Source organism: Pseudomonas sp. OVF7, from assembly GCF_030644265.1.
Taxonomy (GTDB): domain Bacteria; phylum Pseudomonadota; class Gammaproteobacteria; order Pseudomonadales; family Pseudomonadaceae; genus Aquipseudomonas; species Aquipseudomonas gorinensis.
In genome coordinates, this window is sequence record NZ_CP128996.1 from 1,671,993 (window position 1) to 1,685,288 (window position 13,296).

The following is a 13,296-nucleotide window of genomic DNA, read 5'->3' on the forward strand; positions in this document are numbered from 1 at the left end:
TTATACCTCAGTCCCTAGTACTGCCAGCAAAAAATGGCAGTCACGTACGTGTGCAGCAACCTTTTCAAACACCAGCCCCAACCAACAATCACACTTTTTCCAACTCGCCCGCATGAAACTTGATCGCCAACACTATAAGCGGAACATACGCCACCAGTAGCCCAATAACACCGTCAAAGCCCAAGCCAACGAAGAGAGCGATAGGCAGCAACCACAATAGATTGATCGCCATCACCGTCAGCGTCACTGGCAAGTGGCGCCCGGCCTGGCGCGATGCATACTGATAGGCATGACTGCGGTGCGCTTCATATACCTTATCCCCCCGCAACAGGCGTCGCCCCAAGGTGAAGGTGGCATCAACAACAAATACGCCCAGCAAAATCAGCCACACCCACAGCATCTGAGGGGCCACCCAGGCCGCTTGCAGTGACAACACGCCGATCACGCCCCCCAAGAAGCCACTCCCCGCATCGCCCATGAAAATGCGCGCGGGGGGAAAGTTCCAGTACAAAAATCCAAGCACGGCGACCGCCAACAACATCGGTGCGAGCATGAGACTTTCCAGTCCTGTCAGCCAGTACACCAAGCACGCCCCTGAACAAGCGCAGACGGCCTCGACGCTGGCAATGCCGTCAATACCATCCATGAAGTTGTACAAGTTCAGCATCCAGACCAAATACAGAGCCGCCAGCACATGCCCGAACCACCCGAGGTCCAATTCAACCCCGCTCAGGCTGATCGTGGGCAGCCCTCCCATCCAACACAACGCCCAAATGGCGGCGCCGAAATGGGCCAATAGACGCCAACGGGCAGCTATATGGCCGTGATCATCGAGAAACCCAACCACGGCGATCAATACTCCCGCCCCCAGCAATGGCCATGCAGCACTCCAACTGACCCAGCCGGCAAGCGCCACGAGCACCAACACCACCAGGTAAGTCAGCACGATTGCGACCCCCCCTCCTCGCGGCGTGGGAACAGAGTGCGAACTGCGACCATTGGGAATGTCCATCAAGCTACGCGATAAAGCATAGCGACGCAGTACCCAGGTCAACAGAAGCGACGCTAGGAGTACTGCGGCAAACACAAACCAGATGGTCATTTCGCAAACAATTCCTGAAACAGATACGGGCAAAAGGGCTGGTTAGACCTGACAGGCGCTTTACACAGGTAACGCTTCGCCGTCATGAACCGCATTGATGAGCAAAGGGTTCTGGTCATCGATCATTACGCCTCAAGGTCGCTTTTCTAAATAGCGCCTCAAGACGGTCGAACAAAGTGTCCTTGGAAAAATGCTCAAGGTAGTAACGTCTGCCCTGCAGGCCCATGTTCTCAAGCTCGGACTTGGGTAAGACGCCCATGGTGCGCACGATACGCGCCAATCCTTGAGCATCGCCCGAACCACACACCATTCCCGCACCGGACTCTACAACGACTTTGGCCGCTTCGCCGTCAATCATGGCAATTACGGGTTTCCCCGAAGCCAGGTAAGCCTGAACCTTGCCTGGAATGGTTTTCTCGAAAACATCATTAGTCCTCAACGAAACCAGCAAGGCGTCCGCGACGGCGAACAGCGCCGGCATTTTTTCCAAGGGATGCCTACCAAGCAGCATCACGTTGTCCATGCGGTTTTCCGCCACATGTTTGGTCAGCCATTGACTTGCCCGACCATCCCCCACAATCACCCAGCGTACAGGCAGATCGGCTTCGACAGCCTTGACTGCGGCCATGATGGCTGGAAAATCCTGAGCATCGCCGATGTTACCGGCGAAAAGGATCGTAAATACGGCATCGTCACGCTGCAGTAGATCCGAAGGTCCCTGCACCTCTCCGGAAAACTCATCCTCGGCCCAACTAGGGAAATACACCAACCGATCGGCGCCAATTGCACGTGTGCAGTACTCCTTGACGTTCTGGTCAAACGAACGCGACTGCAACAACAGGTAATCAGTACGGTTGTAGATCCAGGACACCACCTTGCCAACCAGTCCAAGCAATTTCGGGCTTTCGACAACCCCAACCGCCCTAAGGCTTTCCGGCCAAAGATCCAGCACCCATATGAGTACCGGAGCCCTTTTCAATCGCCCAAGCAACAGAGCAGGGATCGCCCCCATGATAGGCGACACGCCATACACAAAGATGGAGTCGAACGACTGACCACGCAGTTTGTAACTGCCAATGACTGAGGCACTGCTGAAAAACGAGAGGTAATTCATGGCCAGCGTGAAATTGCCCTTACCTCGCACCAACATCGGCACCCTGATCACATGGGCTCCCTGATAATTGGAAAACTGCGTAGGATCACTCCGAAAATCGGCAAAAATCTGCCCTTCCGGGTAATTAGGTAGACCCGTGAGCACCGTCACATCATGACCTTTGGCGACAAAGCCTTCGACCATGTTGTTGATACGCATGTTCTCGGGCCAGAAATACTGGGTCACCACCAGAATCTTCAGTGGTTTTTCCTGGGAGAGGCTATCCAATCAATATTGCTTCCATACAGTGCGCATAACGTAGTCACGATAGCTATGGATGATCCGCACAACCTTTTCGGCAACATTTGGCATGCTGTAATCGGCAACCAACCGCAACGTCCGCTCCGCCCCAGTTGCCTGGCTTTCCAGGAGCTGCAGGCCTTGCAGGGCGCGCTCAACTTCCAGTCCGACCATCATGACCGCCGCCTCCTCCATCCCTTCAGGCCGCTCATGGGCCTCACGCAGATTCAGTGCAGGGAAATTGAGGATCGATGACTCTTCGTTGATGGTGCCACTGTCCGATAGCACCGCCTTGGCCGTCAGTTGCAGTTTGTTGTAGTCCTTGAACCCCAGCGGCTTGAGCAATTGCACATTCTTGTGAAAGGTTACGCCCATCGCGTCAACGCGCTTTTGCGTACGAGGGTGCGTGGTCACGATCACCGGCAAATCATACTGGGCAGCAACGGTGTTCAACACGCCGACCAACTTGATAAAGTTTTTGTCGGAATCAATGTTTTCTTCACGGTGGGCACTCACCACGAAAAACTTGCCGGCTTCCAGACTGAGCCGCCCTAGTACATCCGACGTTTCGATGCCATCACGGTAATAATTAAGCACTTCAAACATAGGGCTACCGGTCTTGATCACCCTATCCGGCGGCAATCCTTCGCTCAGCAGGTAATCACGCGCGATGCTGCTATAGGTCAGGTTGATGTCTGCGGTGTGATCAACGATGCGGCGATTGATCTCTTCAGGAACACGCATGTCAAAACAGCGATTGCCTGCTTCCATGTGAAATGTCGGGATTTTACGGCGTTTGGCCGGAATCACCGCCATGCAGCTGTTGGTGTCGCCGAGAATCAGAAGGGCTTCTGGCTTCACCTCTTCCAGCACCTGGTCCACCGCAATGATCACGTTGCCGATCGTTTGCGCACCACTCGCGCCCGCTGCATTGAGAAAATGATCGGGCTTACGAATACCGAGATCCTGGAAAAAAATCTCGTTCAATTCGTAATCGTAGTTCTGCCCGGTATGCACCAGGATGTGTTCACAGTGTTCATCCAGCTTGGCAATCACCCGCGACAAGCGAATGATTTCGGGACGAGTCCCCACGACCGTGACAACTTTCAGCTTTTTCATTTCAACACTCTTCCAGAATCATTGGCATCGGAGCTGTTCGCACCATGCATTGCCTGATGCACCCATGCTCAAGCTTGAGTAGCCACCGGCATCACAAAGGTGTCTGGCCGCTCACGATCAAAAATCTCGTTAGCCCAGAGCATGACGATCATTTCGTCTTCGCCGACATTGGTAATGTCATGAGTCCAACCAGGCACCGTCTCCACCACCCGAGGCTGTTCACCCTGAGTGAACAGCTCATGGAATTCACCCGATACGATATGGCGAAAACGGAAGCAGGCCTTGCCTTTGATTACCAGAAATTTTTCTGTCTTGCTGTGGTGGTAATGACCACCACGTGTGACGCCAGGGTGCGCGGTGAAGTAGGAAAACTGCCCACTGTCCCTGGTCTTCAGCATTTCAACGAAAACACCGCGCGGGTCGCCATACTTCGGAACGTCATAAGTGAATTGCTCTACGGGCAGGTAACTGACGTAGGTTGAGTAGAGCGCTCGCACCAAGCCTGTACCAACGGCCTCACTGATCAACGTGTCGCGGCTGTCGCGAAACGCGTACAACTGATCCGCCAGCTCCCCGACGGAAATGCTGTAAACCGGGCTCACCTGAGCCTCAGAGCCGTGATGTAGACTCGAGTCCATTATCTGGATAAAACAGTCGACGACATCGTCGATGTAAACCAGGCTGACCATCGCTTGTCGATCATTGACCTGGATCGGCAGGCCTCGGGTGATGTTGTGGCAAAAAGTCGCCACGGCCGAGTTGTAGTCAGGTCGCGCCCACTTACCGAACACATTGGGCAGGCGCAGGACATGCACCCTGGCCCCGTAGTTCGCCTGTAGATCGTGCAATGCGTGCTCAGCAGCCAACTTGCTGACACCGTAGGGATTATCACGGCCAGCCTGCGTCGACGAGGTGTAGAGCACCGGAGTGAGCTTGCCACTTTCCTTGATGGCCTCACATAGCGCCAGCGTGAGGTCAGTGTTGCCCACTTTGAACTCATCGGACGATTGCGGCCGATTGACGCCTGCCAGGTGGAATACAAAATCCACCTCGGCAACCAACGCTGGCAGTTGTGCGATGCTGTTATCACGGGTAAATGCGACAACTTCGATATCACTACGCTCGCTCAAATGCGCAATCAGGTTCTTGCCGACAAAACCGTTGGCTCCGGTGATCAGTACCTTCATCACTCATTCCTCCGGCGTAGCGAGTTCGCCACGCTGGATCGCTTGCATGAACTCAAGTTTGAGCAGCAACTGTTGCATGCCAGCTACATCCAGCCGCTCAGTGTTATGGGAGTTGTAGTCTTCGGTACGGGAGATCTTTTCTTCACCCTGCTCTACAAATTTTGAGTAGTTCAAGTCACGCAGATCGGGGGGAATGCGGTAGTAATCTCCCTTGTCATCAGCGCAGGCCATTTCTTCACGACTCAACAACGCCTCAAAGAGTTTTTCGCCATGGCGAGTGCCGATGATCTGGATGGGGTGCTCAGGTCTGCCGACCATTGCAGTCAGTGCCTTGGCTAAGGTCTCGACGGTCGCAGCAGGTGCTTTCTGAACAAAAAGATCGCCATTGCGACCGTGCTCGAAAGCATACAACACCAGATCGACAGCATCCGCCAGCGTCATCATGAAGCGAGTCATGTTTGGATCAGTCAACGTCAGTGCGTTACCTGCACGAATCTGCTCAATGAACAAAGGAATGACAGAGCCCCGTGAAGCCATCACATTACCGTAGCGGGTACCGCAGATAACGGTCTTGGCATCATTCACATTACGGGACTTTGCAACCATAACTTTTTCCATCATCGCCTTGGAGATACCCATGGCATTGATAGGGTAGACAGCCTTGTCGGTACTCAGGCAAACCACTCGCTTGACCGTGTTCTGGATAGCGGCCTCCAGGACATTCTCAGTGCCGATAATGTTGGTCTTGACCGCTTCCATCGGATGAAACTCACAGGAAGGCACCTGCTTCAGTGCGGCCGCGTGGAAAATGTAGTCCACACCCCGCGTGGCATTGAGCACACTTTGATAGTCGCGCACATCACCTATGTAGAACTTGAGCTTGGTGTCGGCGTAGCGCTTGCGCATGTCATCCTGCTTCTTCTCATCGCGACTGAAGATGCGGATTTCTGCAATATCACTGTCGAGGAAGCGCTTTAGGACGGCGTTGCCGAATGAACCGGTGCCACCGGTGATAAGAAGCGTTTTTCCGCTGAACATATTAAGTCCTAAGCAACACGCACAGCACGACAAGCTTCTAGTCGGCCACTCACCTCAATGCCTGCAGACCAACAAAGCCAACATGCCGCCCCGGAATGCTCAACAGTGAAGAGGTTCAAGGAAAACGTCGAAGCTTGTTAGCAAACAGCCGAAAAATAAGCTTTGTGTGGTGCAGTTAAAAATGAAGGGCATGGAAATTGGTGGCTATTTTAAGGCCTGCATCCTTAAAGTCAAAAGCGAACACTGATGCAGGATGCGTAACAATATACCTTAAAGGCAATGAGGAGGATGGGGATCGATCCCCGCACCACGAAGGGGAGTAACGCTGACCGGCCACTGTCCTGGAACGGCGAAATATTTCATACAGATAGAAGCTCAATAACCCCATTAAACGAGTAAAAGCCCCCTCTCATAAAAACAGGATGGGCGCCTCGACCTTCTACTGGGCCACCCAGACCATAAGGACAGTATTCTGCAAACCGCATCAGGTCTTCGGGCGAGCTTTCTTAAGACCGACTACCAACCCCAACATCGGGCCAATGATCATCCCCACCACTAGCGCCAAGGTCGTAAAAACCGAAACAGGCAGCTCAACGGTAGACCAGCCGAAAAATGACAGTGTCGTACCTTGCTGATTTTCCAGCACAAAAAAAACAACGCCGAGCGCGAAGAATAAAACAGATACAACCACTAAAAAGCGCCTGGCTCTTAGCATCACGTTCTCCTGAAAGTCGATCAAACGCCCTCTTCCTCATCCTCATTCACCCGATCCCGCAATTCCTTCCCCGGCTTGAAATGAGGCACAAACTTCCCATCTAGGCTGACGGACTGACCTGTTTTAGGATTACGACCTACACGAGGCGCACGATAATGCAGCGAAAAGCTCCCAAACCCACGGATCTCAATCCGATCGCCGGTAGCTAGGCACTGCGACATCTGTTCAAGCATAGTCTTGATAGCCAGCTCTACATCCTTGGATGAGAGCAGCCCTTGATGGGTGACAATTCGTTCGATCAACTCCGACTTCGTCATATTTTTCCCTTCTTTTTCAAGCAGCTAGGAAAAGCGCTTCGAAGGTTTTAGCATGACTTGATGAATTTGAACAGCCCATGTATCAACTTATCTCCAGGATGGATAAACAGCCGCAAGACACCCATTGCGCCCTCAATTGCAGATCACCAACATCGTCCGAGTCACCGCCCCTGCCGGGTTCCAGCCGAACAGATAGTCACCCCCCTCATCCTTGGCGTCACTGGACCGGGTGATCACCTTGTAGCCCTGCATCTTGCACTCACGGGCGGCGCGCTTCTCGCACTTATCCCAGTTGTTGCCAAGGCCCGAGCAGTCGACCTCGATACCGCTGGCACCGCGCTTGGCGTGGGTCTTGGCGCTGGTGGCGGAGCAGCCTGCAAGCATTACCACTGCACATATGACGATAAGCCTGTTCATCCAAATCCTTATTGAGTCAGCAACACGGGGATCGCTTCCGAAGACTATAGCCACTTCAGACCGCCGCCAACACGTCTTGGTTCTAGATGGTTGATTCAACAAATTTCAGGCAAAAAAAGGGGCGACCGAAGTCGCCCCTTTTTATAGCGTTACAGAACTTAGTTCTGCTTAGCCATTGCTTCGCGCAGCAGGGAGGCCATGGTGGTCTCGCCTTTTTCAGCTTCCGGAGCAGCTTTCAGGCTCTGGATAGCTTCTTTCTCTTCCACTTCGTCTTTCGACTTGATGGAGAGCTGGATCACGCGGCTCTTACGATCAACGCTGATGATCTTGGCTTCTACTTCCTGGCCTTCTTTCAGAACGTTGCGCGCGTCTTCAACGCGGTCGCGGCTGATTTCGGAGGCTTTCAGAGTCGCTTCGATATCGTTGGCGAGAGTGATGATGGCGCCTTTAGCGTCAACTTCTTTCACGATGCCTTTAACGATTGCGCCTTTGTCGTTCTCTTGAACGTACTCGGAGAACGGATCGCTTTCCAGCTGCTTGATACCCAGGGAGATGCGCTCGCGCTCTGGGTCAACCGACAGGATAACGGTGTCCAGCTCGTCGCCCTTCTTGAAGCGACGAACAGCTTCTTCGCCCACTTCGTTCCAGGAGATGTCGGATAGGTGAACCAGGCCGTCGATGCCGCCGTCCAGACCAATGAAGATACCGAAATCGGTGATCGACTTAATGGTGCCGGAGATTTTATCGCCCTTGTTGAACTGGCCAGAGAAATCTTCCCATGGGTTAGATTTGCACTGCTTGATGCCCAGGGAGATACGACGACGCTCTTCGTCGATGTCCAGAACCATAACTTCCACTTCGTCGCCGACTTGTACGACTTTCGAAGGGTGGATGTTCTTGTTGGTCCAGTCCATTTCGGAAACGTGTACCAGGCCTTCCACGCCTTCTTCCAGCTCTGCGAAGCAGCCGTAGTCGGTCAGGTTGGTTACACGCGCGGTGACGCGAGTGCTTTCTGGGTAACGGGCTTTGATAGCAACCCATGGGTCTTCACCCAGTTGCTTCAGGCCCAGGGAAACACGGTTGCGCTCGCGATCGTATTTCAGAACCTTGACATCGATCTCGTCGCCAACGTTGACGATTTCGGAAGGATGCTTGATACGCTTCCAAGCCATGTCGGTAATGTGCAGCAGGCCATCCACGCCGCCGAGGTCGACGAATGCGCCGTAGTCGGTGAGGTTTTTGACGATACCTTTGACTTGTTGGCCTTCCTGCAGGGATTCCAGCAGAGCTTCACGCTCGGCGGAGTTCTCTGCTTCCAGCACGCTGCGACGGGAAACGACAACGTTGTTGCGCTTCTGGTCGAGCTTGATGACTTTGAATTCGAGTTCTTTGCCTTCCAGGTGCGTGGTGTCGCGCACTGGACGAACGTCGACCAAAGAACCTGGCAGGAACGCACGGATGCCGTTAACGTCGACTGTGAAGCCGCCTTTAACCTTACCGTTGATAACGCCCTTGACCACTTCTTCAGCTGCGAAGGCTGCTTCGAGAACAATCCAGCATTCAGCGCGCTTGGCTTTTTCACGGGACAGCTTGGTTTCACCGAAACCGTCTTCAACCGAGTCCAGAGCAACGTGAACTTCGTCACCGACATTGATTGTCAGATCACCAGCATCGTTGTAGAACTGTTCCAGCGGGATCAGAGCTTCAGACTTCAGACCAGCGTGAACGGTTACCCAGCGAGCTTGGTAATCGATATCAACGATAACACCGGTGATGATGGAGCCTGCCTGAAGGTTCAGGGTTTTTAGGCTTTCTTCAAAGAGTTCCGCAAAGCTTTCGCTCATTTTAATTCCTGTTGATAAGGGCGAAGAATACGCCCATCTCCACACCCCAGACGGTGTGGGTCAGTTTCAGTTAAAAGAAGCCACCGCAGGACTATGACTGGTCCCCTGCGGCCTTCTTGATCACCCGGCGATATCGCGAATGGCGATTTCACTCAAGATGCGTTCCAGCACCTGCTCGATGGACAACTCCGTGGAATCCAGCTGTATGGCATCAGCCGCCGGTTTGAGCGGGGCTACTGCGCGCTGGGTATCACGCTCATCGCGTGCACGGATCTCATCTAGCAGACTCGACAGACTAACACCATCGACTTTGCCCTTCAACTGCAAGTAGCGGCGGCGAGCACGCTCCTCGGCACTGGCGGTCAGGAAAATCTTCAGCGGTGCCTCAGGAAACACCACGGTCCCCATGTCGCGACCGTCTGCCACAAGGCCCGGTGGCTCCTGGAATGCCCGCTGGCGCTGCAGCAGTGCATCGCGTACGGCCGGCAGCGCGGCGACCTGGGAAGCCCAGGAGCCGACTTGTTCATTACGCAGGTCGTCGGTCACATCATCGCCTTCCAGGATGATGCGCTGCGGATGACCTTCCGTCGCGCCGACGAACTGCACATCGAGATGCGCCGCCAGCAGTTTCAGGGATTCTTCGTTGGTCAGGTCGACGCCATGGTTGCGTGCGGCAAATGCCAGCAGGCGGTACAGCGCGCCGGAGTCCAGCAGGCACCAGCCGAGGCGCTTGGCCAGGATGCCAGCGATCGTGCCTTTGCCCGAGCCGCTTGGCCCGTCGATGGTAATCACCGGTGCTTTGATATTCACAATTGAGCCTCTTGGGCAACACGGATGCCGACTTGGGCACACAGTGTAAGAAAGTTCGGAAAAGATGTAGCTACATTGGCGCAGTCACGGATACGAATCGGCGCCGTCGCCCGCAGGGACGCCACGCTGAACGCCATGGCAATCCGATGATCGCCGTGGGCATGGACTTCACCACCCCCCATCGGGCCACCCTCAATGATAATCCCATCAGGGGTGGGTTCACACTTCACGCCCAGCGCCAGCAGACCATCGGCCATGACCTGGATACGGTCAGACTCCTTGACCCGCAGCTCCTCGGCACCGCGCAAGACGGTTCGCCCAATGGCGCAAGCCGCGGCGACAAACAGCACGGGAAACTCGTCGATCGCCAAGGGCACCAGCGCCTCGGGAATCTCGATACCCTTGAGTACAGCAGCACGAACCCGCAGGTCAGCCACCGGCTCACCGCCCACTTCCCGCTGATTTTCGAGGCTGATATCTGCGCCCATCAGCCGCAGGATATCGATCACACCGGTACGCGTCGGATTGATGCCCACATGCTCCAGCAACAACTCGGAACCCTCGGCAATCGACGCCGCCACCAGGAAAAACGCCGAAGACGAAATATCCCCCGGCACCTCGATGTGGGCAGCGGTCAGTCCATGGCCTGATTCCACCGACGCCGTCGCGCCCTCCACCACCACCGGATAACCAAAGCCGCGCAGCATCCGTTCGGTATGGTCACGGGTCGGCGCTGGCTCGGTCACCGACGTCTTACCTTCGGCATACAGCCCGGCAAGCAACAGGCAGGATTTGACCTGCGCACTCGCCATCGGCATCGCATAGGCCAGGCCTTTCAGCGTCTGCCCGCCGCGAATGGTCAACGGCGGACGCCCTTCCGGTCCGGTCTCGATCACCGCGCCCATGTCCCGCAACGGTTTGGCCACGCGGTTCATCGGGCGCTTGGACAGCGAAGCATCGCCGGTCAAGACGCTGTCGAAGCGCTGCGCCGCCAGCAAGCCGGACAGCAGTCGCATCGAAGTGCCGGAATTGCCGAGGTAGATCGGCCCTGGCGCCGGCTTCAAGCCATGCAGCCCCACACCATGGATAGTCACGCGCCCATGGTGCGGCCCTTCAATCACCACGCCCATGTCGCGAAACGCCTGCAAAGTCGCCAAGGCATCCTCGCCCTCAAGGAACCCCTCGACTTCCGTCACGCCCTCGGCCAACGAACCGAGCATGATCGAACGATGGGAGATCGACTTGTCACCCGGCACCCGGATGCGCCCGCTCAAGCGGCCACCCGGGTTGGCGATGAAAGTCAGGTCATCGGCGTTCACTGCGGCTTCCATATAGGCCCGGCGCGCCAGGATCTTGCTGAAATGTTCACGTGCCACCCGCGCACGGGTGAACACGCCCAATAATTGATGGCCATCCCCGGCATCCACCGCGTCGCGCAAGGCGTCGAGGTCACTGCGAAAGGTGTCCAAGGTGCGCAACACCGCTTCGCGATTGGCGAGAAAGATGTCGTGCCACATCACCGGGTCGCTGCCGGCAATCCGCGTAAAATCGCGGAAGCCACCCGCGGCGTAGCGGAAAATTTCCAGGTTCTCGTTGCGCTTGGCCAGCGAATCCACCAAGCCAAACGCCAGCAGATGAGGCAGGTGACTGGTCGCCGCCAGCACTTCGTCGTGGCGCTCGACCTGCATATGCTCCACATCCGCCCCCAACTCACGCCAGAGACGATCCACCACGGCCAGCGCGGCCGGGTCGGTTTGCTCCAGCGGCGTCAGGATCACTTTATGGCGGCGGAACAGCTGCGCATTGGAGGCTTCCACCCCGCTCTGCTCGGAACCGGCAATCGGATGGCCCGGTACAAAACGCGACGGCATGCCGCCAAAGGCCTGTTGCGCTGCACGCACCACATTGCCCTTGGCACTGCCGACGTCCGTCAGGATCGCCTGGCCCAGGTCCATGCCGGCCAACAGCGCCAGCAGTTTTTCCATGGCCAGGATCGGCACGGCGAGCTGGATCACGTCCGCGCCCTGGCACGCGAGCGCCAGGTCCGCCTCGCAGCGATCCACGACGCCCAGTTCTACCGCCAGCTTGCGCGATTGCGGGTCGAGGTCCACACCCACCACTTCGCCACACAACCCACTTTCACGCAGACCCTTGGCGAAGGAGCCACCGATCAAACCCAGGCCGACCACCACCAGGCGACCGATCATAGGCACAACAGGTTGCAATGCAGTGACATCAACCACGAGCCAGAACCTTGGCCAGCGCCTCCAGGAAGCGACTGTTTTCAGCCGGCAAGCCAATGGTGATACGCAGGTGATTCGGCATGCCGTAGTTGGCCACCGGGCGAACGATCACGCCTTCGCGCAACAGGCCCTGGAAGATTGGCGCGGCCACTTGGCCGAGGTCGACGCAGATGAAGTTGCCCTTGGACGGAATCCAGCCCAGGCCCAACTCACGGAAGCCTTCCTGCAATTGCAGCATGCCGCTTTCGTTGGTGCGGCGCCCTTCTTCCAGGTACTCGGTATCCTGTACCGCCGCACAGGCCGCCGCCAGGGCGAGGCTGTTGACGTTGAAAGGTTGGCGCACGCGGTTCAGCACATCAGCGACGACCGCCGTCGACAGGCCGTAGCCGACCCGAAGAGACGCCAGGCCGTAAGCCTTGGAGAAGGTGCGCGACACCAGCAGGTTCGGGTAGGCCGCCAGGAAATCCAGGCCATCCGGCAGGTCACTGCCCTCGGCGTACTCGATATAGGCTTCGTCCAGAACAACCAGCACGTGCTCAGGCACGTCTTGCAGGAAGTCATTCAACGCCTGCGCGTCGAACCAGGTACCGGTCGGGTTGTTCGGGTTGGCGATAAAAACCACGCGAGTCTGGGCGTCGATAGCCGCCAGCATCGCCGGCAGGTCGTGCCCCCAATCCTTGGCAGGAATCACGCGCGCCTCGGCACCGACGGCCTGAGTGACGATCGGGTAGACCGCAAATGCGTGTTCGCTGAACACCGCGTTCAAGCCAGGTGCCAGATAGGCACGCCCCACCAGCTCAAGGATGTCGTTGGAACCATTGCCCAGGGTGACCTGGTTCAGCTCGACCCGGCACTTTTGCGCCAGCAAGGACTTGAGGGCAAACCCGTTGCCATCCGGATAACGGGTCAGTTCGGCCAGTTCTTCACGAATCGCCGCCAATACCTTGGGGCTCGGACCCAGTGGGTTCTCGTTACTCGCCAGCTTGACGATCTTCGCCGGGTCCAGGTTCAACTCACGCGCCAACTCGTCCACAGGCTTGCCCGGAACGTAAGGCGACAGTTGTTGCACGCCCGGCTGCGCCAGGGCGAGGAAGTTGCCACTCATGTTAAA

At 56.3% G+C, this 13,296-nt stretch carries 12 protein-coding genes; all 12 read right to left on the reverse strand.

All coding sequences use genetic code 11. The features are described 5' to 3' along the window. Positions 1 to 88 precede the first annotated feature (88 nt). A complete protein-coding gene (locus QU606_RS07460) occupies positions 89 to 1,102 on the reverse strand; it encodes a glycosyltransferase family 4 protein (protein ID WP_277379291.1) in 1,014 nt (337 codons plus the stop codon). Positions 1,103 to 1,217: 115 nt separating this feature from the next. After that, on the reverse strand, positions 1,218 to 2,483 hold the full coding sequence (locus QU606_RS07465) for a glycosyltransferase family 4 protein (RefSeq protein WP_277379290.1): 1,266 nt from the start codon (positions 2,481 to 2,483) through the stop codon (positions 1,218 to 1,220). After that, the gene (gene wecB, locus QU606_RS07470) at positions 2,484 to 3,614 is read right to left on the reverse strand and encodes a non-hydrolyzing UDP-N-acetylglucosamine 2-epimerase (protein ID WP_277379289.1); all 1,131 of its coding nucleotides are present in this window, start codon (positions 3,612 to 3,614) and stop codon (positions 2,484 to 2,486) included. Between the two features lie 68 nt (positions 3,615 to 3,682). Next, on the reverse strand, positions 3,683 to 4,801 hold the full coding sequence (locus tag QU606_RS07475) for a capsular polysaccharide biosynthesis protein CapF (protein WP_277379288.1): 1,119 nt from the start codon (positions 4,799 to 4,801) through the stop codon (positions 3,683 to 3,685). A 3-nt stretch (positions 4,802 to 4,804) separates the two neighbouring features. Continuing rightward, complete coding sequence (locus QU606_RS07480) at positions 4,805 to 5,839, reverse strand: polysaccharide biosynthesis protein (RefSeq protein ID WP_277379287.1); 1,035 nt, start codon at positions 5,837 to 5,839, stop codon at positions 4,805 to 4,807. 484 nt (positions 5,840 to 6,323) lie between these two features. Further along, positions 6,324 to 6,578 (reverse strand): hypothetical protein, encoded by a 255-nt coding sequence (locus QU606_RS07485; protein WP_346772497.1) that lies wholly within the window; start codon positions 6,576 to 6,578, stop codon positions 6,324 to 6,326. Continuing rightward, the gene (gene ihfB, locus QU606_RS07490) at positions 6,575 to 6,871 is read right to left on the reverse strand and encodes an integration host factor subunit beta (protein WP_003218804.1); all 297 of its coding nucleotides are present in this window, start codon (positions 6,869 to 6,871) and stop codon (positions 6,575 to 6,577) included. The genes QU606_RS07485 and ihfB overlap by 4 nt, the downstream gene beginning before the upstream one ends. Positions 6,872 to 7,003: 132 nt before the next feature. After that, entirely contained in the window at positions 7,004 to 7,288 is a 285-nt protein-coding gene (locus QU606_RS07495) for a hypothetical protein (protein ID WP_024074157.1), read from the reverse strand. Positions 7,289 to 7,446: 158 nt separating this feature from the next. Continuing rightward, positions 7,447 to 9,132: a 30S ribosomal protein S1 gene (rpsA, locus tag QU606_RS07500; protein ID WP_024074156.1), complete on the reverse strand. Its 1,686-nt coding sequence runs from the start codon at positions 9,130 to 9,132 to the stop codon at positions 7,447 to 7,449. Between the two features lie 120 nt (positions 9,133 to 9,252). After that, positions 9,253 to 9,942, reverse strand: coding sequence for a (d)CMP kinase (cmk, locus tag QU606_RS07505; RefSeq protein WP_003172653.1), 690 nt, complete (start codon positions 9,940 to 9,942; stop codon positions 9,253 to 9,255). Beyond that, positions 9,939 to 12,149 (reverse strand): bifunctional prephenate dehydrogenase/3-phosphoshikimate 1-carboxyvinyltransferase, encoded by a 2,211-nt coding sequence (locus QU606_RS07510; RefSeq protein WP_304998612.1) that lies wholly within the window; start codon positions 12,147 to 12,149, stop codon positions 9,939 to 9,941. Before QU606_RS07510 ends, cmk begins: the two co-directional genes overlap by 4 nt. A 28-nt stretch (positions 12,150 to 12,177) precedes the next feature. After that, positions 12,178 to 13,290, reverse strand: coding sequence for a histidinol-phosphate transaminase (hisC, locus tag QU606_RS07515; RefSeq protein ID WP_024074154.1), 1,113 nt, complete (start codon positions 13,288 to 13,290; stop codon positions 12,178 to 12,180). Between the last annotated feature and the right edge of the window lie 6 nt (positions 13,291 to 13,296).

Bases quoted from the DNA above. Each gene is read 5' to 3' on its own strand.
- QU606_RS07460 (WP_277379291.1), bottom strand. From the start codon at position 1,102: ATGACCATCTGGTTTGTGTTTGCCGCAGTACTCCTAGCGTCGCTTCTG.
- wecB (WP_277379289.1), bottom strand. From the start codon at position 3,614: ATGAAAAAGCTGAAAGTTGTCACGGTCGTGGGGACTCGTCCCGAAATC.
- QU606_RS07475 (WP_277379288.1), bottom strand. From the start codon at position 4,801: ATGAAGGTACTGATCACCGGAGCCAACGGTTTTGTCGGCAAGAACCTG.
- QU606_RS07480 (WP_277379287.1), bottom strand. From the start codon at position 5,839: ATGTTCAGCGGAAAAACGCTTCTTATCACCGGTGGCACCGGTTCATTC.
- ihfB (WP_003218804.1), bottom strand. From the start codon at position 6,871: ATGACGAAGTCGGAGTTGATCGAACGAATTGTCACCCATCAAGGGCTG.
- QU606_RS07495 (WP_024074157.1), bottom strand. From the start codon at position 7,288: ATGAACAGGCTTATCGTCATATGTGCAGTGGTAATGCTTGCAGGCTGC.
- rpsA (WP_024074156.1), bottom strand. From the start codon at position 9,132: ATGAGCGAAAGCTTTGCGGAACTCTTTGAAGAAAGCCTAAAAACCCTG.
- QU606_RS07510 (WP_304998612.1), bottom strand. From the start codon at position 12,149: ATGATCGGTCGCCTGGTGGTGGTCGGCCTGGGTTTGATCGGTGGCTCC.
- hisC (WP_024074154.1), bottom strand. From the start codon at position 13,290: ATGAGTGGCAACTTCCTCGCCCTGGCGCAGCCGGGCGTGCAACAACTG.